This window comes from Campylobacter concisus, from assembly GCF_001891085.1.
Classification (GTDB): domain Bacteria; phylum Campylobacterota; class Campylobacteria; order Campylobacterales; family Campylobacteraceae; genus Campylobacter_A; species Campylobacter_A concisus_O.
This window is the reverse complement of record NZ_JXUP01000006.1, coordinates 346,753-369,859: the sequence shown is the minus strand read 5'-3', so window position 1 is coordinate 369,859 and position 23,107 is coordinate 346,753. Positions and strand designations below refer to the sequence as shown.

Here is a 23,107-nt window from a genome sequence, read left to right as displayed (position 1 = left end):
CGTAAAATTTTAGATCCTTTATAAAAAAGGCTTATTATAGCACGCTTGAGTTTAATTTTAAAAAATCAGCAAGCTAGGTGGCCTGCTGATTTAAATTTTAATTTAAATAATTTAGTAAGCTTAGTTGATTTATCTTTGCACTTGCTTGTAGGGTTGCTTGATAAGATAGTGAAAGCTGCGTAAATTTGAGATATGACTCCGCATAGTCTGCGTCAATTACATCATTTTTAACAGTTAGCACATTCACTTTCATTACTTCGGCTCGCTCTTTTGTAGCGGTTAAAAGTCTTGATTGAGAGCCGATCTTTGTAAGCTCTTTATTTGCATGATCTATTAGATGATCAATCCTTTGTAATGCGCCTTGCATGCCGGTATTTCGTGGGTCATTACTATTTGCATCAGCTCTATAATATCCCTTTCTAACAGCTTCGATCATATTATCAAGGTCTTGAAAAACGCTCGTACTTGGCTCATCAATAGTTAAAGCATTATTTTCATTAAAGCTAAAGACAGAACCATTTCCTTGAGGGTGGCCAGCATTACCAGCTGTATCTCTACCAGTGCTATCGCCATCAAATTTATCGCTATTTTTTGCATCATGCATAGTTACTTCTATGTTTGTTACTGATTTTGTCTTATCGGTTAAAACCATTCTGCCACGATCATCTAAAGTTGTCTCTACCGCGCCCTTTGTTTTTGATAAAGCCTCTTTATAGGCATTGTAGTTTTGATCTCTTTTTACCTTTTCTATATCTGTATCAAAATTTGCGTCTTCTGCATGTGGAGGGTTTGGAATATTATCGCTTGCTGCCATAGCAACGATATCCATGAGCTGTCTATAAGTAAAATCACTAGCATAAGTTCTGTAACTTCCAAACTCATCTGAGTTATAGACTGTTAAAGTTCTAGTTGCAGAAGGTGTACCGCCTGGTGGTGTAGATGTTATTTCAAATTGTACTGGAGTATCTATACCCCCTGCTGTGCCCATTTTTACCTTTATGTCATATTTTGTGCCAGTTATTGACTTTACTTGTAAATTTATCTCTTGGTTGTCGATATTAAAAAGTTCTCTCTTTCTAGCGTCAACATCTTTTGGATATAAATTTCTATCGTAACTCTCTTTTGTACCAGAGACTTCACTTAGCTTTGTCTGATCTGTTGCATATTCGCCCGTTCTTCTAGCTACTTGAGGTAAATTTGCGATTAGCTCATTATCTTTTCTTTCAAATCTAACCTTATCATAGTCAAATGCATTTGTCGCATTTCCATCTTTATCGGTATATTTGCTCTTTACAAACTCAGTGGTATGAACTGTTTTTGGAACGTTATTTGCCATTGTTTCAAGCGCCTCTAGCGAATTTACGGTATCAAGCGCTGTGCTTGGAGCGATAGTATCACGATTTGCCGCGACAGAAGTAGCTGCAACCATATGAAAGTCAATAGTTTGGTTGCCTTTAGTAAGATCTTTTATATTAAATTGTCCATCGTTATTTATGCTTACATCAACAACCTTTGTTGTTTTTGTATTGCCAAATTCCATACCGATTTTTTCCATAAGTCCAGCCATTGTTGTATTTGCACTCATCTTAAATTTGCTAGTAAATGTCGTGCCGTCTGGCTTTTTGCCTTGCATGAAAAAATATGTGTCTGGAAAATTTACATTTGAATTATCTAAAAAATCATAATCCGGATTTATTGTGCCATTGTAAGAGCCATCACTTCTAACCACTGAATCACTAGCGTAATTTAACCCGATCATATTTTTTATCTTGCTGTTATCGTTTAGAAATTTTGGCGCATAAGAGATGTCGGTTCTAGTTTGATCAGCTAAACGAACATTTGTGGTCAAAATTTTACTGTAATCGCCATCTTTTCCTAAAAATAGATCATATCCTGGGATATTGTAAGGAAGCTCAACCTGAGCACCAGCTGATGTTTTCATATAATCACGGTTGCCTTGATACTTTCCTGCACCATCTATTGGCTTTGTATCAACAGCGCTTCCAGAAAACAAAAACTGCCCATTAACCGAAGTGTTTGCAATATTTACAAGGTGATTTTTTATACCTTGAAGATCATTTGCCAAAGCCTCTAGCGATGTCTTACTATGCACGCTGCTAGCTGCTTGGACTACTTTTGTCTTAAAATTTTCAAGCTGTTTTTCAAACTCTTGCAATGCATTATCTGTATTTTTTGAAAAATTTACAGATTTACCAGTGGCATCAACTACTTGAGTGAGAGTAGTTGCTTCATAATCAAGCCTCATTGCATCATTATAAATAGCAGCACCATCGTATGGATCTTGAATTTTCAAACCATTTGAGAGCTGCTTATAGCTTTTATTTACACCAGTCATATTTTTTTGGTAGTCATGCAAAGTCTGACTAAAACGTAGTTGGTTTGTTATTCTCATAATTTTTTCCTAAATTTTTATTCACTCTAAGCAAAAATGATTCCGCTTGTTTTTATATCGGTAAAAATTTGATTTTTTTTAGCACAAAAAGTTTATTGTATAATCCAACAAAAATTTACATATAAAAATAGGTAAGAACAATGGCATTAAAAATTCTCTTTTCTCCAAGCGAAATTAAAATTTCTCTAAATACGAATAATAAATTTAATGGTAAGGATTTGATATTTCCAGAACTTTTTGACAAAAGAGTTGAAATTTTGAATAAATACGATGAGTTTTTAAAAAAGGCAAATTTAGACGAGATAAAAAAGCTTTTTGGGCTAAAAGAGCTTGAAGAGAGTAAACAGCTGCGAGAAAGTCTATCTCAAAAAGGCAGCATAAAAGCTATCTTAAGATATGATGGCGTAGCTTATAAACATCTAAACTATCGTGGTTTAGACAATGAGGCGCAAAAATATATAGATAATAATGTTTTAATCTTTTCAAATTTATTTGGGCCTATCTTAGCAAAAGATGAGATACCAGAATACAAACTAAAGCAAGGTGAAAAGCTAGGTGGCTTTGAAATTTCAAAATTTTATGAAAAAAATTTTAGTAAAGCGGTTGATGATTTTTTGCAAAATGATGAAATTTTAGACCTTAGAGCTAAGTTTTATGAAAAATTTTACACTATAAAAAAAGAATACATAACTTTTTGTTTTGTAAAAAATAAAAAAATAGTGAGTCATCACGCAAAAGCATATAGAGGCGAAGTCTTGCGCCAGATAGCAAATAAGCTTGTAAAAAATAAAGATGAACTAATGAGCTTAAATTTTAAAAATTTAAGGCTTATTGATATGAAAAAGATTGGTCTAAAGACCGAGCTTATGTTTGAAATTTGCGAGTAAATTTTTAAAAAAATTGCATTTTTTGTTAAAAAAACGTAAAAAAGAGCTAAATTTAGGGAAAAAGTATTGTATTTTTTTTTAAAAGAGTGTAATATAGCCACATAACTTCTTAAAAGGATGGTTCATGAAAAAAGCTGAATTTATTCAAGCTGTTGCCGATAAGGCTGGTCTTTCAAAAAAAGATACTCTAAAAGTTGTTGATGCTACTTTGGAGACAATCCAAGCAGTTCTTGAAAAAGGCGATACAATTAGCTTTATAGGCTTTGGTACTTTCGGTACTGCTGACAGAGCTGCAAGAAAAGCTAGAGTTCCTGGAACTAAAAAAGTTATCGATGTTCCTGCTAGCAAAGCAGTTAAATTCAAAGTTGGCAAAAAACTTAAAGAAGCAGTTGCTGCTGGTGCTGCTAAAAAAGGTAAAAAGAAATAATTTTCTTTTTCGGGGAGCAACTCTCCCCTTTTTTCTTTCTTCTCACAAATCTAAAATTTCAATCTTAACTTAGCCCGAGTGGTGAAACTGGTAGACGCGCCAGACTCAAAATCTGGTAAGGGCAACCTTGTGTCGGTTCGAGTCCGACCTCGGGCACCATTATACGCCTAAATACTTTCTAAATTTATCCGATATTATCTGCAACATCTTTAAAAAGGATTTTAGATGAATATTGCATCGTTAAAACATAACTTTATAAATTTAAAAGATTTAAAAAATCCTACAGATATGCTCCATGCCTTTAAAAATAAACAAGGTTTAGAGATAAATAACGAACAAATTTCGAATTTAAAAGAAAGTATCAAGGCAAGCAAGGTTATAAATATCACTGATTCCGAGATCAAAGAGCAAAATAGACACAAAATCCTACAAAAAGTAGAAGAAATTTTAAATAACTACTCAAAAAATCTCATCTACAGTAACAATAAAATCCACTCCAATGAACTTTCTAGAGGCTATCATTTTAGTGAAAATTCCTACTTTAAAAATATAAAGGCTTCAGATAGTAGCAGCATGCTATCTACACTAAAAAGTGGATACTTAGAAAATACAAAATTTAAAAATTTAAACGATTACGCTTATTCAAACACTCTAAAAACAAAATATGGAGAAGTAGAAGTATTTTTAGATATTTACGGCGATAACGATAAACTTGGCACTACAAAATTAGAAAATAATAGCTATCTTTTTAGCTTTGATGGCAACAATGACGGCGTGCTAGATCAAAAAGATATACTCTTTGATAAGCTAAAAGTAAAGGGTTATGACAAAGACGGAAATGAAAAAATAGCAAATTTAAGCGATGTGATGCCAAGGGTTGATCTTAGGCAGTTTATCAGCACAAATGTCATAAATCACAACCAAATAGAAAGAGAAGAGCTAAATCGTAAAGCAACGATCACAAATAATCCCGATCTTTACGTAGATACAAAAGATATTGATTATAGACACTCTTACTACGCCTCAGATCCAAATACTTTGTTCGCTGCAGAAAACAGATATGAAAAGATAGAGAAAAATGATATAAATAATTTCTTTAAAAAATATGCCCAAAAAGATGGCTGGGTCGATCTAAGACACAATAATATCTTTGGCAAAGATAGCTCTTTTAAAAATTTTGCCTATCTTAAAGTGGGTTTTGATGACACTGCAAGACTAAGCGAGTTTAATCCGATCATTGAGCCAGACAAAAATTATAAAAAAGATGAAAATTTCTCATATACAAAATTTCAAAAAGATAGTTTCATGAAATTTTACAAAGATTATAACGCTGAGTTTGACGCATACAACAAGATGATAGAAAATCTTGGCAATAATTTAAAGAAATTTGAAGAAAATGCGGATGCTTATATATCAAAGCTTGAGAAGACAAAATCAGCCAAAATGATCGCGATGGAAAATGAATTTAAACAAGCAACTGGACTTGAGTTTAGTATCTCAAATTTAAAAAAAGTAAAAAAGGCTTTTATAACAAATGAAGCCACAGCTGCCGCATCTTTGCAAGATAGCGATAGCGTCATAGCTATGAAGCTAAACAAAGATGGCACCATAAGGCTAAAATTTGATAGTGGTAGAGAGATAGACGTAAAAGAGCTCTATAACGATACTGGCAAGCTAAATACATCGAGTGAGCTAAAAACTAGCATAAATTTAGAGGCAAAAGAGATGAGTAATGTGCAGCTAAATAGCTTGGATTTTAAAGATATTGGCTTCATGCAAGGTGATAAAATCGTAAGCCTAAAAGATGCTGGAGCGATCGCTATTGCCAATCTATCTAATAAATTTGAGAGTAAATTTTTAATCAGTCTAAATAATGGCAAAAGCATATCTACAAGAGAAATTTATAATATAAGCTATCTTGAGAATGATTTAAAGAGTAAAGAAAAGATAGATGAGAGAGATAAATTTTATAAAAAGGTTGATATTAAGGCATAAATTTTGAGAGCAAATTTTAAAAAAGGTTTATTGTAATTTAATCTTATGGGTCCTATAATCAATTTTCCGTAAAAATTTAGATTTAAAAGAGAATGCTATGAACTTCACTCCACTTTTTGCAATTTTTTTCATAATCGCAACTGGTTTTTTTGCTAAAAAAGTCGGCATTGTTGAGCAAAAGCACTCGATCCCATTTGTGGATTTTGTCCTTTGTTTTGCAATGCCTGCGCTAATCTTTGACAAAATTTATCACGTAAACGTCGATGTTTCGCTTATAAATACAATTTTAATTGGCTTTGGCTCAACAGCTATCAGTGCTGTCATGGCATTGGTACTTGGCAAGATCTTTAAATTTACTAAAGTAACAACTGTTAGTATGATCATGCTAAGCCTTTTTGGTAATACCCTATTTGTCGGTATGCCTGTCATTCAAGGCTTCTTTGGCGATGCGATGGTAAATGAAGTCATCTTTTACGATCAAATAGCCACCGGTATCCCACTTTCGATCCTTGGGCCACTTATCCTCTCTTTTGCTGCACCAGAGAAGGTTTCTCTATTTCAAAATACGATGAAAATTTTAAAATTTCCGCCATTTATCGCGCTTATTATGGCTCTTATCTTAAAAGAAGTCCCTTTGCCTGAGTTTATCTTTGCACCACTTAGGATGTTTGAAGGTAGCGTTACTCCGGTGGCACTTTTTGCGATTGGTGTTGGCCTTAACTTTAGCAGTATCACAAGCTCATATAAAGGCGTTAGCGTTGTGCTTTTGTGTAAGATGATCTTGCCAGCTATCGTATTTTTCATCATATTAAAATTTTCAGGTATCCAGATGAACAAAACTTGGGTCGTTGGTCTCTTTCAGTGCGCTATGCCAACATCAGCCCTTGCAAGTGCGATGGTCATAAAAGCTGGCCTTGATAGCTCGCTAGCCATCTCATCAGTGGCCATAGGCGTGCTGTTTTCATTTATCACGCTTCCAGTTATCTATTTTGTATTTGCGTAAATTCACACTCACTTAACACTAAAGAGATAGTATTTCATCATATTTCATTTAAAGGAGACGTTATGAAGAAATTACTACTAGTTGCACTTGGTGCTATGTTTATGCTTGGTGGTCTTGCAAATGCTACTGAAATGATGAAAAAAGATGACATGGGCAAAGACGAGATGATGAAGAAAGAGCAAATGATGAAAGATGACATGGGCAAAAAACCCATGATAAAAAAAGATGAAATGAAAAAAGATGACATGGGCATGAAAGATGAAATGAAAAAAGACGACATGGGTATGAAAAAAGACGAAATGAAAAAAGGCATGTAAAGGTACTTAATGGTTAGAATTTTGCTCGTTGAAGATGATGAAATTTTACTTGATCTCATCAGTGAGTATCTAAGCGAAAATGGATATGAGGTCACTACTTCAGATAATGCCAAAGATGCACTTGATCTCGCCTACGAGCAAAATTTCGACCTGCTTATACTTGACGTCAAAATCCCACAAGGAGATGGCTTTTCACTTCTTTCTTCCTTAAGAGAGCTAGGTGTTAGCGCACCTAGCATCTTTACCACCTCGCTAAATACCATTGACGATCTTGAAAAAGGCTACGAAAGTGGCTGCGACGACTATCTAAAAAAGCCATTTGAGCTAAAAGAACTACTCATACGTATACAAGCACTTCTAAAGAGAAACTTCTCACATCACAGTGGAGATGCGATCAAAATTTCAAGCGATTTTAGCTTTCATCCACAGAGCAAAACACTAAGCAAAGATGGTAAAAACGTAAATATCTCGAGTAAAGAGAGCGATCTGCTCGCCCTATTTTTGCAAAACAAAGGCAAAATTTTAACCAAAGATGAGATTTTTAATAAAATTTGGAAATTTGATGAAGAGCCAAGCGAGCTTAGCCTTCGTGTCTATATCAAAAATTTACGCCAAATTTTAGGCAAAGATGCCATTTTAAATAGGCGTGGAGATGGCTACGTCTATGTCTGAAAAGACGCAAATTTTATTTAAAATTTTATCCCTTTATCTTGTTAGCACTGTGCTATTTTTAGGATATTTTTTCATACATGACTATAAAAACAAAAAAGAAGCGCTCATTTTAAACGAGGTGAAGTCTTTAAAAGAGATAAAAATGGGCATTTACATGAAAGCTAGAATGAATGGACTTGACTCAATTTCAAGTCTAACAAAAGAAAAAGGCGTGCATGCTTGCATCGTGCTAAAAAATGGCGAGAAAATTTATAAAGACTTTGACTGCCAAAAAATCGACAAAAGCAAAAATGTAAATTTGATCGGCGGCAAGGTCGCGATATTTGAAAAGATCCAGTACATGGAGGACAACACCACAGACGAACTCTCGTACGCAGATATTTTTCTAGTTGGCAAAGATATCAAGGCTGAAATTTTATCTTTACAAATTTCAACCATGCTAAAGGCACTCTTTTTCTTTTTTGCCCTACTCTTTGTCGTCTTTTACCTAGCAAAACTAAGTCTAAGACCGCTTTATGAAAAGATAGATACACTAAACCGCTTCATAAAAGACTCAACACACGAGATAAACACGCCTCTAAGCGTTATCTCGATGAGCATAGAAACAGCCGATCTTGACAACCTAAATGAGCGAAATTTAAAGCGTTTTAACAACATTAGCCTTGCCGCAAAGAGCCTAAATAACATTTATGACGCGCTCGTTCATCTAAGCTTTAACCTAGACAAGCCTAGCAAAAAAGAGCTCATAGATCTAAATTTGCTAACCACACAAAGACTGAACTATTTCTCGCCATTTTTTGCCAAACGCGGACTTGAGATAGATACTAGCCTAAAGCCAAGCTTTATAAATGCAGATCTTGGGGATGTGAGCAAAATTTTAGACAACCTTCTTAGCAACGCCTCCAAATATGCAGCGCCAAATTCAAAAGTACGCATCACTTTAGAGCCAAATTTCTTTAGCATAAGTAACACCGGTCGAGGCATCAGCAAAGAGGATCAGATGAAAATTTTTGACCGCTACACGAGATTTAACGACGATCAAGGTGGCTTTGGCATAGGGCTAAATTTAGTTAAAGAGTGCTGCAAGAAAAATGATATTGTCGTAAAATGTCAAAGCAAACTTGATGGCGAGACTACGTTTTTGCTCTCTTGGCAGAGTTAAATTTTAAAATAATCCTACTTTAAATAATAAAATTTATTAAAAAAGATAATTTATGTCCAAAATTTATTTTTGATAAATTTTATTAATATTATAATCCTTTTACAAAATCTTAATCAAGGAGAAAAGTATGAAACTACTAGAAAAATATGGGCTTTTCATAAATGGTGAGTGGCGCGATGCAAAAGACGGTGCTACACTTGATGCAAAAAATCCAGCAAACGGCGAGCACATTGCAAAGATCGCTGATGCTACTGAAGAAGATGTAAATGACGCAGTTCGTGCTGCACGTGAGGCTTTTAAGAAATTTAAACACACTACAATTAGCGAGCGAGCAAAGCTACTAAACAAAATCGCTGATATCATCGATGAAAATAAAGAGCATTTAGCAAAAGTTGAGAGCATGGATAACGGCAAGCCGATCCGTGAGACGCTAAATGTTGATATTCCTTTTGCAGCAGAGCATTTTAGGTACTTTGCTGGCGTTATCATGGGCGAAGAAGGCAGCGCAAACGTGCTTGACGAGAAACAACTCTCTATCGTTTTACGCGAGCCACTAGGAGTTGTGGGGCAAATCGTGCCTTGGAATTTTCCGTTTTTAATGGCAGCTTGGAAGCTAGCTCCAGTGATCGCAGCAGGCGATGCGAGCATATTTAAGCCTTCAAGCGAGACAAGTCTAAGCGTGCTTGAGCTATTTAGACTGATAGATAAAATTTTGCCAAAAGGTTTAATAAACATCATAACCGGCAAAGGCAGCAAGAGTGGCGAATGGATCAAAAACCATCCAGGCCTTGACAAGCTAGCATTTACTGGCTCAACCGAGATCGGCCGCGATATCGCCATAGCTGCTGCTCGCCGTATCATCCCAGCTACACTTGAGCTTGGCGGCAAGAGCGCAAATATCTTCTTTAGCGACGCAAATTTAGACAAAGCGCTTGATGGCCTTCAGCTTGGAATTTTGTTTAACCAAGGTCAAGTTTGCTGCGCAGGGTCTAGAATTTTCGTAGAAGAGAGCTTTTACGACAAATTTATAGAGGCTGCGGTTAAGAAATTTAGCACCATAAAAGTTGGCGATCCGTTAGATCCTAGCACTCAAATGGGCTCACAAATCAATAAAAAACAAGCTGAGCAAATTCTAAACTACGTCGAGATCGGCAAAAAAGAAGGCGCAAAAGTGGCAGTCGGTGGCAAAGCCTACACAGCAAATGGTTGCGACAAGGGCGCATTTGTCGAACCAACACTGCTAGTTGATGTGACAAATGATATGAGAGTGGCTCAAGAAGAAATTTTTGGCCCAGTTGGTGTTGTCATTAAATTTAAAGATGAAGCCGAGCTTATCAAAATGGTAAATGACAGCGAATATGGCCTTGGTGGTGGAATTTTCACGCAAGATATCACAAAAGCACTTCGCGTGGCAAGGTCTATGGAGACTGGCAGAGTCTGGATCAACACCTATAATCAAATCCCAGCAGGTAGCCCATTTGGCGGTTATAAAAACTCAGGTATCGGCCGAGAAACTCACAAGATCATCCTTGAGCACTACACTCAGATGAAAAACATCATGATTGACCTAACTGGTAAGGTCAGCGGCTTTTACGCACAATGATTTTAGGGAGCTTAGGCTCCCTTCTGCTTTAAATTCCTTAAATTTTAAATATCTTTTACTAGGTTTTAACTTTATATATCACTAGCATTACGCCAATATAGTACAGCTATACAAAAGTGTTTTCTTAACACTACATTTTTAAGCTTAATAGACTAAAATTTGGCACAAAGGAGAAAAATTGAGCGAGCAAATTTATATCATAGGCGATGTGCACGGCTGTTTTAACACACTTTTAGAGCTTATCAAGCAGTTTCCAGACAAAGAAAAATCACAAATTTGCTTTGTCGGAGATGTGATAGATCGGGGGCTTTTTAGTTGCGATGTAGTCGAGCTTATCATGCAAAATAACTATAAAATGGTAATGGGAAACCACGAAAGAAGGTTACTAAGCAATAAATATGAATTTTTAAACAACCAAGCACCATTTGACACGAGTTGGTTTTTCAATAATGGTGGCGTGGCGACATATGGATCATACCTGGCTCAAAGCCTAAATTTTAAACAAAGACACATAGAATTTTTAGAGAGTAGCCCAGTATATTTAGAGTTTAAAGACCACAAAAACCAAAATGGCGAGCATTTGGTCGTTTCACACTCGGCTGTTGGCAAATTTTGGACTTTAAGAGATGATGATAGCTCAAGAGATGAGTTTAGAAGGCATGTACTATCAGGCAGAGGCGATATGATGCAAGTTGAAGGCATATTTAATGTCTACGGACACACTCCAGTTCGTGAGGCTAAGCTCTATACAAATAGTGCAAATATCGATACGGGATGTGTTTTTAACGAAGAAGGATATGACAAGCTAAGTGCCTTAGAATTTCCATCGATGAAAATTTATACGCAAAAAAATGTTGAAAATTTTAATAAACAAGGATAAAAATGTGGTTTTCTAAAAAGAGCTCTAGCTTTGCAAGCAGAGTTGATAAATTTTGGAGCGAGTTTGGCAAAAATTTAGACGCCATCAAACAAAATTTAGAAGATAAAAATTTTGAAGCTGCAAGCGAAATGGCCGAAGAAGCGCTAAATTTATGCTTAGTCGATCCAACTTTTATGATAGGCCTTATTGATGGAAAGATCGATCTAGTACTCACTCCAGAAGGACTAAAGCACAGGCTTTTGTGGCTTAAATTTATCAAATCGCGCATGCCAAAAGAGTATGAGTCAAAGCTTACTTGCACACTTGGCAAGCCACGCGCACCACGAAACGTCGCTACTATACAGATGCATGGCGTAAGCGTTGATGCAAATGAGGTCATGGTCTATGCAAATTTTAACGACAAAAGCGTGGATATGTGCCTATATAACGAAACTTTAAGTAAGCTTAAAAGCGAAGATGAAAATAAGGCTTATACATTATCGCTCATACTTTGTGACAACGTAGTTGGTGAGATGATCATGATAAATATGCTTGGAGAGTTTGAGATAATAGACGAGCCAAGAGAAAAAGGCGTACCACTGATCGACTTTGCAGATCTTATAGATGAGAAATTTGGTAAAGAAGCCTCAAACGAGCCACTTAAGAATTTTATAGTCTATGAGCTAGAGCCTCGTTCAAACAAGCTACGTGACGACGTTTTCACAGGATATACATCTCTTAGCGAGCTACTAAACGAATACTACGACGGCGCAAGCGATACTTATAACGAAGCTTTTGAGCTTGGCATAAATTTTTGCTTTTTAGCCATATCTCACGGTGGCGACATACAGTTTGGCGTTGATAGCAAAAACAAAATTTCAGACGCGCTAAAAGAGAGTGAAATTTGTGAGATCATAGGTGAAGCAAATGGCGAGATGCGATCTTACATAGATCTTATCTGCTTTGACAAAGACAAGCTAGAGAAAAAGACTAAAGAATTTAGCAAAGAACTTGGCGTAAAGATAGAAATTTGCGAGTTTAAACGCTGATTTTACATAAAATAATACAAATCACACTAGCTGGTAAATTTATAAAAATATATTGCCAGCTGGTACTAACTATTAAATTTATCTTTTAAATTTTGAGCTGTTTGAGAGATAAGCACAAAGCTTTAGCCCATATAAAAAGATGATCCACGAGATGTAGATCCAGACAAAAAAGAAAAGCACTGCTGAAAACGAGCCATAAACGCTTAGATAGGTTTTATTATAAAGGACATAATAGACAAAGGCCGACTTGCCAATATACCAAACAAGCGAGGCGGCAAATGAGCTAAAAAATGCGCTCTTAAATTTTATCTCGTCATTTACTGAAATGAGATATGTGATGCAAAATATCGCCCAGATGATGAGATATGGGAATATGCTTAAAAAATTTATCGAGTTTGTGATTACGTTTGAGTTTAGCATCTCTTGAATGAGGCTTGAGAGGTAGAAACTACCAGCAAGACCAAGTGGCGCGAGCGTGATAAGCGTCCAATACGAGCTAAGTGCTGACCAAAATCCTCTAGCCTTACTCGCACGTGTCACTTTTAAAACTACATATTCATAGTCACTAAAAAACATGGCTGATGTAAATATCATCGCCACAAAGCCAACTATGCCTAAATTTCCGCTATTTTGTAAGAAATTTTGCAAGTAGTTTGAGATGATCTCTTGATTACTTGGCAAAAGAGCCGAAAATATAAAGTCCTGAATTTTGGCGTAATAATCCTCAAAACTAGGCAGTTTTGTAAAGATAGAAAACGATATAAGAAGTATCGGAATGATCGATAAAATCGTATGAAAACTAAGGCTTGAAGCGTAGTGAAAGAGCTCTTTGTCCTTAAGCATTGGGAGCAAATTTAAAAACTCCTTTAAATTTTGCTTACTTAAGGACAAACGGCTCATTTATCAGTTATCTTCTTCAAAAAGTTTTTCGTAGTGAGCGTCGTAGTTGTTGATGTGCTCACTATTTAGCTTCCAAAACACAGTGTCTATATCGCTAACTCTTGTATAAAATGGTAGCTGATAGTACTCAACCTCGCCACTTTTAAATTCTTTTAGCACTTTAAAGCTTTGGCAATCAGCAAAAACGCTTCTGCCATCCATCGCTACGAAAATTAGACCAGCTGCACTTTGAGCACACATTTTTCTAAAGTCATCTCTGCTTGGATTTGGCTTGTACTCGTAGCTTAGATACGCTCCTATAATATCTGGGTGGATAAATATCATATTTGGAAACGCAGATGTGATCTCTTCGTAAATTTCTTTATTTGGCACGATGATTAATGAGCGGTTATAAAGATAGTTTAGCACGACCATATCGCCATTTGCAGGTGCGATGCCTGGAAGTGGGAGCGCCTTTTGCTCAAGTAGATCAAACACCTCAAATCTAATCTTAGCAAAGCCAGAATTTTTTGAGATAACGCTAACTCTTGCGATGATAGAGCTATCAGTGTCAAATTTATGAAGCACAACGCCACTTGAGCCGATTAAAATTTCTGGACTATCAACTATCGTCGCTGTGCCATCACTATCGACGCTAATTATAGGAGTTCTATACTCATTTAAAGAAAAATCAGCCCCAAAAGCAAAGCCAAAAACTAGCGATAAAATCACAAATATACGTTTCAAAAATATCTCCTAGGTTTAAATTTTTAGAGCGATTATAGCCTAAAATGCTTTATCTTTTGCAAAATTAAAGCAAGTTTTAGTTAAAATCCCACCAGCTTTTTAAAAGGACATTAATGCCTCGTATTTTTATAATTTTTGCAATATTATCTATAAATTTATACGCTATAAAGCCAAGTGTCGACGAGCTTAGCTGGCCAAATGGAAGTAACTTCTTAAATTTCTTAGAGACAAACAAAATCCCACTTTCACTTTACTATAATTTAGCAACCGAAGATCAAGAACTAACAGAAGAGATCATCGCTGGCACAAAGTATCAAATTTATAAAGACGACAACGGCAACACCAAACAAGTACTAATCCCTGTTAGTGACGAGCTTCAAATGCATATTTTTAGAGATGACAATGATAAATTTAAGCTCGAATTTCTTCCCATCTCTTATCAAAGTGAGGATAAATTTTTAGCCTTAAAGGTAGACAAATCAGTCTCTGAAGACATTTTTGACTACACTGGCTCTGGCACGCTAGCTCTTGGCTTTAAAGAAATTTTTAAAGGAAGTGGTATTGATTTTAAAAAGATAAACAAAGGCGATACGATCGCTATCGTTTATAATCAAAAAATACGCATGGGCCGCTCTTTTGGCACTCCAGAAATCTATGCTGCGATGATAGAAACGAAAAATAAACGATATGTCATGTATAAATTTGAAGATAAATTTTATGATAAAAATGGCAAGAAGAATGATAAATTTTTATTAGTCCGCCCTCTTGCAAACGCCAGAATCACATCAGCTTTTACCCTAAAAAGATGGCACCCTATTCTCCAAAGATATAGAGCGCACCTTGGCGTTGACTACGGTGCTCCAAAAGGCACACCAATCAAAGCCGCAGGCGATGGCACGGTTAAATTTGTCGGACAAAAAAGCGGATATGGCAGAACCGTCATCATCTCTCATGCTGGTGGCTATGAGACACTTTATGCTCACCTAAATGGCTTTGCTAAAGGCATAAAAGGCGGTTTAAAAGTCAAGCAAGGTACACTTATAGCCTACGTTGGCACAAGCGGTATGAGCACAGGACCACACCTTCATTTTGGTCTTTATAGAGATAATAAGCCTATCAATCCAGAAAGTGCAATAAAGGTCGTTAAAAGCCTAGAGGATAAGAAAGAATCAGCTAAATTTAAAGCAGTTGTTAGCAAAAATGACGAGCTAATAAAAAATGCTTTAAATAATGAAAAAGAGTATCACAAAGTGGAATTTTTCCCTAATGTAATAGAATTTTAAAGGTAAAACTTGAGCCAAGAACTAGAAGAAGCAAAAGAGCTGATAGATCAGCATTTGGATGAAAATTTAGAAGATAACGAACTCTCTCCTTACGAGCTAGCCCAGCACTTAAAAACACTAAAGAAACACGATGAGGAGCTTTTTGCTCACTATCTTGAAAAGCTAGATCCTGAAATTTTAGGCGACGTTGCTATCGAGCTACCTGATCACATGCTAAAAGATGTGATCGAACAGCTTCCAGCTGAAAAAATCGTAGAAGCACTTGAAGAGCTAGAGAGTGATGATGCGACTGATTTGCTTCAATACATCGAGGATATCGATGAGGATAAAGCTAGAGAGCTCTTTAACGAGCTTGATAGAGAAAACCAAAATGAAATTTTAAGACTTAGAAGCTACGAAGAAGATAGAGCTGGTGCTCACATGCAAACAGAGCTTTTCTCAGCTCACCTTGAAGAAAAGCTTGGCAATGCAGTAGCAAGGCTTAGACGAGAAAAGCAAGAAGGCAAGTTAGAAAATATCTCACAGCTTTTTATTATCGATAAAAATGGCGTTTTACAATACGCTATCCCGCTTGAAGATCTTATACTTTTTGATTTTACAAAGACGTTAAAGCAAAATATCGAGTCAGCGCAGATCGATCACTACAAGCCACATGTTGCAAATGATATGGACCTTATGCAAAATGTCGCTGATATGTTTCAAGAGTACGATCTAAACGTTATCGCTGTTACAAGTAGCACTGGAATTTTACTTGGTCGTATCACGTCTGATGATATCCACGACTACATTCAAGAGAGTGCAACTGAGCAAATTTATAACCTAGCCGGCGTTGATGACGAGTCAGAAGAGGACGATACACTTTTTAAGGCTGGTCGTGGTCGTGCGGTTTGGCTTGGTGTAAATTTACTAACAGCTCTTTTTAGCTCGTCCATAATCGGACTTTTTGACGAGACAATCGCAGCCTACGTCGCTCTTGCTGTTTTAATGCCAATAGTTGCATCAATGGGCGGAAATACCGGCACGCAAGCGCTTGCCGTTACGGTTCGCCGTCTGGCACTTGGTGAGATCGAGTTTAAAGATGCCAAAAATGTCCTAAAACGTGAGGTTAGTATTTCACTCATAAATGGACTAATCTTTGGTGTGGCAATGGGCATAATCGCCTCTGTTTGGTTTGACAAAGGTATGCTTGGCGTTGTTATTGGGCTTAGCATGGTTACGAATTTATTCTTTGCTGGCTTTTTTGGCACGATCATACCTTTAACGCTAAGGCGCTTTAACATAGATCCTGCAGTCGGCTCAGCCGTCATTCTTACTACTTTTACTGATGCGATAGGATTTTTTAGCTTTTTAGGACTTGCAAAATGGATACTACTATAACTAATTTAGAAATTCTGCCTCTTGGCGAGTCAAAATATTTAAAGCCATTTAAGATGAAATTTATGCAAAATGGCATCCAAAGAGACTGGGATTGCGTCAAGGTGATGAATAGTGTTAGTATTTTTTTATATCACGAGCAAAAAGATGCCTTTTTATTTGTAAAGCAGTTTCGTCCTGCTGTTTGGTACTCACAAGAAAAAGAAGGCATCAAAACAAATGAGCAAGGCTTTACTTATGAGCTTTGCGCAGGGCTTATGGATAAAGGACTTAGCGAAGAGCAAACAGCTAGAGAAGAAGCGATCGAAGAAGTGGGCTATGAGCTAAAAGAGATAGAGCGTATCACGATGACATACGGTGCTTTTGGCTTTGGAGGCAATATGCAAACGATGTTTTACGCAAAGATCGATGAGAGTATGAAGGTAAATTCTGGCGGTGGCGTCGATGGCGAAGATATAGAGCTTGTTTTTATAAAACGAGAAGACATGATGAAATTTGCCTTTGACGAGAGCAAAGTCAAGGGCTTTGGGCTCATATTTGCTTATTTGTGGTGGGAGAAATTTAAAAGCTAAAACGATATCTTTTTAATAAGTGCAAAAACAACGACTGCCACTAAAAAGATACCAACCAATATCACATAATCAGACATAACAAGCCTTTAAATTTAAATTTTGGCTTATTGTAACCAAAAATTTAAATAAAGTAAGAACTTTATAACCGCACATATCATAAAATAACTCAAAAACGTACAAGGAGAAGATGATGAGCGAAAATGAAACTCTTTTTATAAACCGAGAATTAAGCTGGCTACGATTTAATTCAAGGGTGCTCGCTCAGTGTGAAAAGGATATACCTTTACTTGAAAAGCTAAAATTTATAGCCATTTATATGACAAATCTAGACGAGTTTTATATGATCAGAGTTGCTGGCTTAAAGCAGCTTTTTGCAGCTGGAGCTACTACAAGCAGTGGCGATGGCATGAGCCCACTTGATCAGCTAAGAGAGATTAGAAAATATCTACAAAATGAGCAAAATTTAGTAGAAGATCACTATAAAAAAACAGTAAATGCTCTTAGCAAAGAGGGGCTTTTTATAAAAAATTATGACGAGCTTGATGATAGCTTGAAGCAAAAGTGCGACGAATACTTTTTCTCAAATATCTTGCCAGTCATCGTGCCTATCGCTGTCGATGCGACTCATCCATTTCCGCACCTAAACAACCTTAGCTTCTCGCTTGCAGTTAAGCTTGCCGATATTGAGCATCCAGAAATTTTAAAATACGGCATGATAAGAATTTCAAGAGTCTTGCCACGTTTTACACAGCCAAGTAGCAATGTTTTTGTGCCGATTGAAACGATCGTGCATCGCCACGCAGAAGAAATTTTTCCAGGGTATAAGCTACTTAGCTCAGCTGCTTTTAGAGTGACAAGAAATGCTGATATCGTCATCGAAGAAGAAGAGGCGGATGATTTTATGATGATACTTGAGCAAGGGCTAAAGCTTCGCAGAAAAGGGGCTTTTGTTCGTATGCAAATCGATAAAAACGTGGATGCTGACATCTTGGAATTCTTAAATTTTCATATGAAAATTTTTCATAAAGATGTCTATTTTTCAAGTATTCCGCTCACTCTTAGCTCGCTTTGGGAGATAGCTGGAAGCAAAAATTTTACCCATCTGGCAAATGCGCCTTACGTTCCAAAAACGCTACCGCCATTTGGCAATGGTATCTCGGTATTTGACGCCATAGATAAAGAAGATGTACTCTTAGTGCATCCATTTGAGAGCTTTGATCCAGTTGTAAGCTTTATAAAAGAAGCCAGCAAAGATCCAAAAGTCATATCTATTCGAATGACACTTTATAGAGTCGATAAAAGTTCACCAATAATTCAAAGCCTAATAGACGCCGCAAGTGATGGCAAGCAAGTAACTGTGATGGTTGAGCTAAAAGCAAGGTTTGATGAAGAGAATAACCTGCACTGGGCAAAGGCGCTTGAAGACGCTGGGGCGCATGTGATATATGGCATCACAGGTTTTAAGGTGCATGCAAAAGTTAGCCAGGTCATCCGCCAAATCGGTGATAAGCTTAAATTTTATATGCACTTTGGCACAGGCAATTACAACGGCAGTTCGGCAAAAATTTACACCGACGTGAGCCTATTTACTAGCAAAGAAGAATTTAGCCAAGATACGACTTCGTTTTTTCACATCCTCTCAGGATATAATAAAAATCGCCGTCTAAACGCTCTTAGCATGTCGCCTTTTCAGATAAAAGAGCGCATTATCGAAAAGATAAGAGTAGAGGCAAGCAAAGGCAGCGAGGGTAGGATCATCGCCAAAATGAACGCACTAATCGATGAAGATGTGATAAATGAGCTTAGCCGCGCATCAAACGCAGGTGTAAAGATCGATCTTATAGTTCGTGGTGTATGCGGACTAAGGCCTGGCATAAAAGGCAAAAGCGAAAACATCAAAGTTCGCTCGATCATTGGCAAATACTTAGAGCACGCTAGAATTTTATACTTTAAACATGCTCAGCCAAAAATTTATATCTCAAGTGCTGACTGGATGCCGAGAAATTTAGAGCGTCGCTTGGAGCTTATGACTCCTATTTTTGAACCAAGACTTCAAGAGAGGTTGCTTGAAATTTTAGAGCTTCAGTTAAGCGATAATGACCTAGCTTTTGAGCTACAAAATAGCGGTGAATACATAAAAGTTGTAAGAAGTGAAAATGAAAAAGTAATATCTTGCCACGAAGTTTTGGAAAATTATATATCTAAAATTTATAAATCCGTAAAAAAAGATACAGATAAAGCAAAAGCCGATATGCTCGCAAGCAAGCTCTTAAAAGAGAGCTAAAAATAAATTAAGCTTTTAGACCTAGTCTAAAAGCTATTTTTTAATCAGCATAAAAAGTACTAGCATTTGATTAAGTAAATATTATTAAAAATTTTAAATCCACAACAAAAAGCAAAATTCATAAACTTACTTGAGCCCCTCAAAGCTAGCCAAATATTTCAAATTTTTTAAATAACTCTGGCTCATCTTCTACTATGCCGCGCTTAACTAGATCAGCAACTACTTCGCGGTCACAATCCGTTTGCAACGGCCAGCCACGCGTATATCCCTCTAGCTCGTCCTTGCTCGTCGCATCTACGCAGAAATTTTCACCATCTATGAAGATATCACGCAAGGCATCGATGTTATTTGTCACACGCCAAAGTAGCATATATGGGTTTTCAAGGTGATTTTGCATATCCACAACGATAAGGAGTTTGAAAAAATCTCTAAATGTCAAAAGCTTAGAAAATAGCTCTTTTACCACACAATCTTTTTCAAATTTCACCACGCAAATAGGCGTTTTGGTATCCGTTTTAAACTGCTTAAGCTCTTTTACGTTTGGCGTAACGCTTTGAAATTTAGCCAAAAGCTCACTGTCACTTAAAACCACAGGGCTAAATTTACAAAAGTCTTGCGTCGCATCTACACCGAGTTTGCCACCAAAACACGAATTTGGACTAGCGTGATCAAGCTGATCGCACACGCCTTGGCTTATTAGCACACTTTGGCTACCAAAACGATTTAGAACAAAGCTAGTAAATTCATCATAGTCTTTGAGCTCAGGCGCATCGGCTCCAACAAAAATGGCATGTTTTACAAAGCTCATCTGCCCAACGCCCCAAAATGCGTGCATGGCCTGCTTTGCATGAGCTGGATAGAGCGTATTTATCTTGGCTAAGATTAGGTTGTGAAAAACGCCATTTTCAGGCATATTGTAGTCCAGTAGTTCAGGCACGGTCGTTCGCAAAAGCGGCAAAAAAACCCGCTCAGTCGCCCAGCCCATATATTTATCCTCAAGTGGCGGCTTTCCAACCACAGTCGCGTGAAATATCGGCTCACGCTTACTAGTTATCGCCGTTACATCCATCACCGGAAAAGGCTCGATAGGCGTATAAAAGCCAGTATGATCGCCAAATGGCCCCTCAAGCTCACACTTAGCCGTATCCACGAAACCTTCTATCACGTAGTCCGCATCGTGCGGAACGTAAATTTCATTCGTTAAGGATTTTATAAGTTTGGCTGGCTCTTTGCGGATAAAACCATAAAGCAAAAGTTCAAAAACTCCCTTTGGAAGCGGTGCTTGCCCACACCAGATGTAGAGTGGATCGCCACCAATAGCTACAGAGACTGGCATTTTTTTGCCAGCGCGCTTGTATTCATGAAAGAAATTTGCACCGTCTTTGTGGATCTGCCAGTGCATGCCAAGGCGATTTTTATCATAAATTTGTAGGCGGTACATGCCTAAATTTTGCAGCGTGCCATCTAGACTTTGCGTATAGACCTGACCCATCGTGATAAAAGCGCCTCCATCATGTGGCCATGTCTTTAGTGCAGGTAGACTCAAAAGATCGGCCTGCTCGCCTATAAATTTTACCTGCTGACACTCGCCCTCGCCTTTTAGCCTTTTAGTAAAAATTTTTCTCATGCTAAAAAGATAGGCTAAAAAATCAAGCTTTTCTTTGAAATTTTCAGGTTTTTTGGGCTTTAAAAGCTTTTCTATCTCTTCTGCTATCTCATCAGGATTTAGCCCAAATATAAGCTCAAGTGCGTGTTTTGAGCCATAGATATTTGTAAGCACTGGGGCAAATTTACACCCAGTTTTTTTGCAGACTGGGTTTTTAAAAAGTAGCGCTTGCGAGCCCTCACGCTTGACCTCGATGTAGCTAGCGTGCGCGATCTCAAGATCAATATCTACTGGCTCGTCGATAACACGAAGTAGATTATTTTCTTTTAAAAGCTTGATGTAGTCCATATTTCGCCTTTTTGATTTTTGGGCGATTTTAGCCAAAAATAGCTGAAAAAGGCGAAGTAAAGCGGGTATTTATTATTTGCCGCACGCACCGATAGCTATCAGAGTATCGATCGCTGTTTCGGACGCATTCTTTACGATGTTGCCTCGCCGTTTAAATAGACGCAAGCATTAAATTTATACTCCATTGTCGTAATGTCCGTAAACTAGCGCTCAACGCACACCTATGCATGGCCGGTATACTTATATCTTTTTCAAAGTAATTCATTACAATTTTTTTTTAAACGTTAGATAGCATCGTGGTTTTGAAAACGGCAGTAATTTTTTTAATTACTTCGATATACTACATTTTAGTAGTTTGCCAAATATCTCTTTGCTATATTTCATAAAACGCTCACCAAGTTTAACACCCTCTATATCAACGCTAATAACACTATCTTGCACCTCAAAAATGATGCTCTTATCAGTGATCTTCACTTGTTTGCAAGCGTTGTAGCAAACGTCGCCGTTGCACTCTGCGTATATGCCGTTTATGTCGGCGTTTTCGTCGTCATCTTTTTTGAGCTTGATCGGTCTTTGAAAGATTATGTAGTTTTTGTAGTCGTATTTGTCGTCTGCAAGACCGATCATATAGTAGTTGTCTTTGCTATTTTTAGTAGCGGTTAGGGCTTTTGCTTTAAATTTTAGCTCAAACACACTCTAAGCCATCTCTTCAGCGCGTTTTAAAAGCTCTCTCGCCCCTTTTTCTATAAATTTATGAGCTAGCTCCTTGCCAACGCTTTGAAATTTATCTTTGCTAACCTTTAAGCTATCTTTTATAAACTCGCTTCCATCAGGCAGACCAACGATCGCATCGATAGAAATTTCATCACCTTTTAGCCTTGCGCTTATGCCAATTGGTACCTGGCAGCCGCCTTCTAAAACGCTTACAAAGTCACGCTCTATGGTCGTTTCTATAACCGCATTTTTATCGTTTAAAAAAGAGATCTCATCTAAAATTTTCTTCTCATCTCTAGCTTCTATCCCGAGAGCGCCCTGACCCATCGCAGGTATCATCTCGTCAAAGCCAAATGTATAGATATGTGCCACTTCAGCCTTGACATTTAGGCGGTTTATGCCAGCCATCGCTAAAATGATCGCGTCAAATTCGCCCTCTTTTAGCTTTCTAAGTCTAGTTTGCACGTTTCCACGAAGCGAGATGATCTCAATATCAGGCCTCATGATAAGTAGCTGCATCTTGCGGCGCAGGCTCGTTGTACCAACCTTTGCACCGTGTGGTAGGTCGCTAAATTTAGCAAATTTCTCACTTATCATCGCATCTCTTGTGTCCTCACGTGAGCAAATGGCAGCTAGTTTAAGCCCTTCTGGAAAGACTACTGGCACGTCTTTTAAGCTGTGTACCGCGATGTCAGTCTCGCCTTTTAGCATACTATCTTCGAGCTCTTTTGTAAAAAGCCCCTTACCGCCGATCTTTGCAAGCGGCGTATCAAGGATCACGTCGCCCTTTGTCTTCATGCCAATAAGCTCAACTTTTATATCGTTATGTTTTGATTCTATTCTAGCTTTGATATGCTCGCTTTGCCAAAGCGCTAAGATACTCTTTCTAGTTGCTATTTTTATCTCTTTCATC

At 37.3% G+C, this 23,107-nt stretch carries 19 protein-coding genes, 1 tRNA gene and 1 pseudogene; 15 read left to right on the top strand and 6 right to left on the bottom strand.

The window, feature by feature from the left end:
* Window positions 1-97: 97 nt before the first annotated feature.
* A complete protein-coding gene (locus tag TH67_RS07190) occupies window positions 98-2,413 on the bottom strand; it encodes a flagellin N-terminal helical domain-containing protein (protein WP_072594969.1) in 2,316 nt (771 codons plus the stop codon).
* A gap of 140 nt (window positions 2,414-2,553) precedes the next feature.
* Between TH67_RS07190 and TH67_RS07185 the strand changes: the two genes are divergently transcribed.
* The 11 genes from TH67_RS07185 (at window position 2,554) to TH67_RS07135 (ending at window position 12,387) form a co-directional block, all read left to right on the top strand.
* Window positions 2,554-3,300, top strand: coding sequence for a YaaA family protein (locus TH67_RS07185; protein ID WP_072594968.1), 747 nt, complete (start codon window positions 2,554-2,556; stop codon window positions 3,298-3,300).
* 124 nt (window positions 3,301-3,424) lie between these two features.
* Complete coding sequence (locus tag TH67_RS07180; RefSeq protein ID WP_012001719.1) at window positions 3,425-3,727, top strand: HU family DNA-binding protein; 303 nt, start codon at window positions 3,425-3,427, stop codon at window positions 3,725-3,727.
* Window positions 3,728-3,799: 72 nt separating this feature from the next.
* Window positions 3,800-3,886, top strand: a tRNA-Leu gene (locus TH67_RS07175).
* A gap of 66 nt (window positions 3,887-3,952) precedes the next feature.
* Window positions 3,953-5,722: a response regulator gene (locus TH67_RS07170; protein WP_072594967.1), complete on the top strand. Its 1,770-nt coding sequence runs from the start codon at window positions 3,953-3,955 to the stop codon at window positions 5,720-5,722.
* Window positions 5,723-5,819: 97 nt separating this feature from the next.
* A complete protein-coding gene (locus TH67_RS07165) occupies window positions 5,820-6,725 on the top strand; it encodes an AEC family transporter (protein ID WP_072594966.1) in 906 nt (301 codons plus the stop codon).
* Window positions 6,726-6,787: 62 nt separating this feature from the next.
* Window positions 6,788-7,042, top strand: coding sequence for a pyruvate kinase (locus TH67_RS07160; RefSeq protein ID WP_054196512.1), 255 nt, complete (start codon window positions 6,788-6,790; stop codon window positions 7,040-7,042).
* Window positions 7,043-7,051: 9 nt separating this feature from the next.
* A complete protein-coding gene (locus TH67_RS07155) occupies window positions 7,052-7,714 on the top strand; it encodes a response regulator transcription factor (protein WP_072594965.1) in 663 nt (220 codons plus the stop codon).
* Window positions 7,707-8,876 carry a sensor histidine kinase gene (locus TH67_RS07150; protein WP_072594964.1) on the top strand — a complete coding sequence of 390 codons (1,170 nt, stop codon included), beginning with the start codon at window positions 7,707-7,709 and terminating at the stop codon, window positions 8,874-8,876. Before TH67_RS07155 ends, TH67_RS07150 begins: the two co-directional genes overlap by 8 nt.
* A 127-nt stretch (window positions 8,877-9,003) precedes the next feature.
* Entirely contained in the window at window positions 9,004-10,479 is a 1,476-nt protein-coding gene (locus TH67_RS07145; RefSeq protein ID WP_072594963.1) for an aldehyde dehydrogenase family protein, read from the top strand.
* Between the two features lie 178 nt (window positions 10,480-10,657).
* Window positions 10,658-11,359: a metallophosphoesterase gene (locus tag TH67_RS07140; protein WP_072594962.1), complete on the top strand. Its 702-nt coding sequence runs from the start codon at window positions 10,658-10,660 to the stop codon at window positions 11,357-11,359.
* 2 nt (window positions 11,360-11,361) lie between these two features.
* Window positions 11,362-12,387: a hypothetical protein gene (locus TH67_RS07135; protein WP_072594961.1), complete on the top strand. Its 1,026-nt coding sequence runs from the start codon at window positions 11,362-11,364 to the stop codon at window positions 12,385-12,387.
* A 78-nt stretch (window positions 12,388-12,465) separates the two neighbouring features.
* Here the strand turns inward: TH67_RS07135 and TH67_RS07130 are convergent, their stop codons facing one another.
* The gene (locus tag TH67_RS07130) at window positions 12,466-13,287 is read right to left on the bottom strand and encodes a YihY family inner membrane protein (RefSeq protein WP_072594960.1); all 822 of its coding nucleotides are present in this window, start codon (window positions 13,285-13,287) and stop codon (window positions 12,466-12,468) included.
* 3 nt (window positions 13,288-13,290) lie between these two features.
* Window positions 13,291-14,013, bottom strand: a complete 723-nt coding sequence (locus TH67_RS07125; protein WP_021090557.1) for a plasminogen-binding N-terminal domain-containing protein — start codon at window positions 14,011-14,013, stop codon at window positions 13,291-13,293.
* Between the two features lie 113 nt (window positions 14,014-14,126).
* On the opposite strand from TH67_RS07125, the gene TH67_RS07120 reads away from it, so the two are divergent.
* From TH67_RS07120 to TH67_RS07105, 4 genes and pseudogenes are all read left to right on the top strand, one after another.
* The gene (locus TH67_RS07120; RefSeq protein ID WP_072594959.1) at window positions 14,127-15,296 is read left to right on the top strand and encodes a peptidoglycan DD-metalloendopeptidase family protein; all 1,170 of its coding nucleotides are present in this window, start codon (window positions 14,127-14,129) and stop codon (window positions 15,294-15,296) included.
* Window positions 15,297-15,305: 9 nt separating this feature from the next.
* Window positions 15,306-16,673, top strand: a complete 1,368-nt coding sequence (gene mgtE, locus TH67_RS07115; RefSeq protein ID WP_072594958.1) for a magnesium transporter — start codon at window positions 15,306-15,308, stop codon at window positions 16,671-16,673.
* The gene (locus TH67_RS07110) at window positions 16,658-17,242 is read left to right on the top strand and encodes an NUDIX domain-containing protein (RefSeq protein WP_072594957.1); all 585 of its coding nucleotides are present in this window, start codon (window positions 16,658-16,660) and stop codon (window positions 17,240-17,242) included. The genes mgtE and TH67_RS07110 overlap by 16 nt, the downstream gene beginning before the upstream one ends.
* A gap of 181 nt (window positions 17,243-17,423) precedes the next feature.
* Window positions 17,424-19,526, top strand: a pseudogene (locus TH67_RS07105) (RNA degradosome polyphosphate kinase); the annotation flags it as partial.
* Window positions 19,527-19,671: 145 nt separating this feature from the next.
* Here TH67_RS07105 and TH67_RS07100 read toward each other — a convergent pair.
* The 3 genes from TH67_RS07100 to hemC all read right to left on the bottom strand — a co-directional run bounded on the left by TH67_RS07100 (window position 19,672) and on the right by hemC (window position 23,106).
* Complete coding sequence (locus tag TH67_RS07100; RefSeq protein ID WP_072594955.1) at window positions 19,672-21,480, bottom strand: menaquinone biosynthesis decarboxylase; 1,809 nt, start codon at window positions 21,478-21,480, stop codon at window positions 19,672-19,674.
* A gap of 327 nt (window positions 21,481-21,807) precedes the next feature.
* On the bottom strand, window positions 21,808-22,173 hold the full coding sequence (locus TH67_RS07095; protein ID WP_072594954.1) for an Imm10 family immunity protein: 366 nt from the start codon (window positions 22,171-22,173) through the stop codon (window positions 21,808-21,810).
* A gap of 3 nt (window positions 22,174-22,176) precedes the next feature.
* A complete protein-coding gene (gene hemC, locus TH67_RS07090) occupies window positions 22,177-23,106 on the bottom strand; it encodes a hydroxymethylbilane synthase (protein WP_072594953.1) in 930 nt (309 codons plus the stop codon).
* Window position 23,107 lies beyond the last annotated feature (1 nt).

Excerpts from the sequence above, each read along its gene's own strand:
- TH67_RS07180 (WP_012001719.1), top strand. The coding sequence starts at position 3,425 with ATGAAAAAAGCTGAATTTATTCAAGCTGTTGCCGATAAGGCTGGTCTT.
- TH67_RS07160 (WP_054196512.1), top strand. The coding sequence starts at position 6,788 with ATGAAGAAATTACTACTAGTTGCACTTGGTGCTATGTTTATGCTTGGT.
- TH67_RS07110 (WP_072594957.1), top strand. The coding sequence starts at position 16,658 with ATGGATACTACTATAACTAATTTAGAAATTCTGCCTCTTGGCGAGTCA.
- TH67_RS07170 (WP_072594967.1), top strand. The coding sequence starts at position 3,953 with ATGAATATTGCATCGTTAAAACATAACTTTATAAATTTAAAAGATTTA.
- hemC (WP_072594953.1), bottom strand. The coding sequence starts at position 23,106 with ATGAAAGAGATAAAAATAGCAACTAGAAAGAGTATCTTAGCGCTTTGG.
- TH67_RS07185 (WP_072594968.1), top strand. The coding sequence starts at position 2,554 with ATGGCATTAAAAATTCTCTTTTCTCCAAGCGAAATTAAAATTTCTCTA.
- TH67_RS07135 (WP_072594961.1), top strand. The coding sequence starts at position 11,362 with ATGTGGTTTTCTAAAAAGAGCTCTAGCTTTGCAAGCAGAGTTGATAAA.
- TH67_RS07120 (WP_072594959.1), top strand. The coding sequence starts at position 14,127 with ATGCCTCGTATTTTTATAATTTTTGCAATATTATCTATAAATTTATAC.
- TH67_RS07130 (WP_072594960.1), bottom strand. The coding sequence starts at position 13,287 with ATGAGCCGTTTGTCCTTAAGTAAGCAAAATTTAAAGGAGTTTTTAAAT.
- TH67_RS07190 (WP_072594969.1), bottom strand. The coding sequence starts at position 2,413 with ATGAGAATAACAAACCAACTACGTTTTAGTCAGACTTTGCATGACTAC.
- TH67_RS07155 (WP_072594965.1), top strand. The coding sequence starts at position 7,052 with ATGGTTAGAATTTTGCTCGTTGAAGATGATGAAATTTTACTTGATCTC.
- TH67_RS07145 (WP_072594963.1), top strand. The coding sequence starts at position 9,004 with ATGAAACTACTAGAAAAATATGGGCTTTTCATAAATGGTGAGTGGCGC.
- TH67_RS07165 (WP_072594966.1), top strand. The coding sequence starts at position 5,820 with ATGAACTTCACTCCACTTTTTGCAATTTTTTTCATAATCGCAACTGGT.
- TH67_RS07150 (WP_072594964.1), top strand. The coding sequence starts at position 7,707 with ATGTCTGAAAAGACGCAAATTTTATTTAAAATTTTATCCCTTTATCTT.
- TH67_RS07100 (WP_072594955.1), bottom strand. The coding sequence starts at position 21,480 with ATGGACTACATCAAGCTTTTAAAAGAAAATAATCTACTTCGTGTTATC.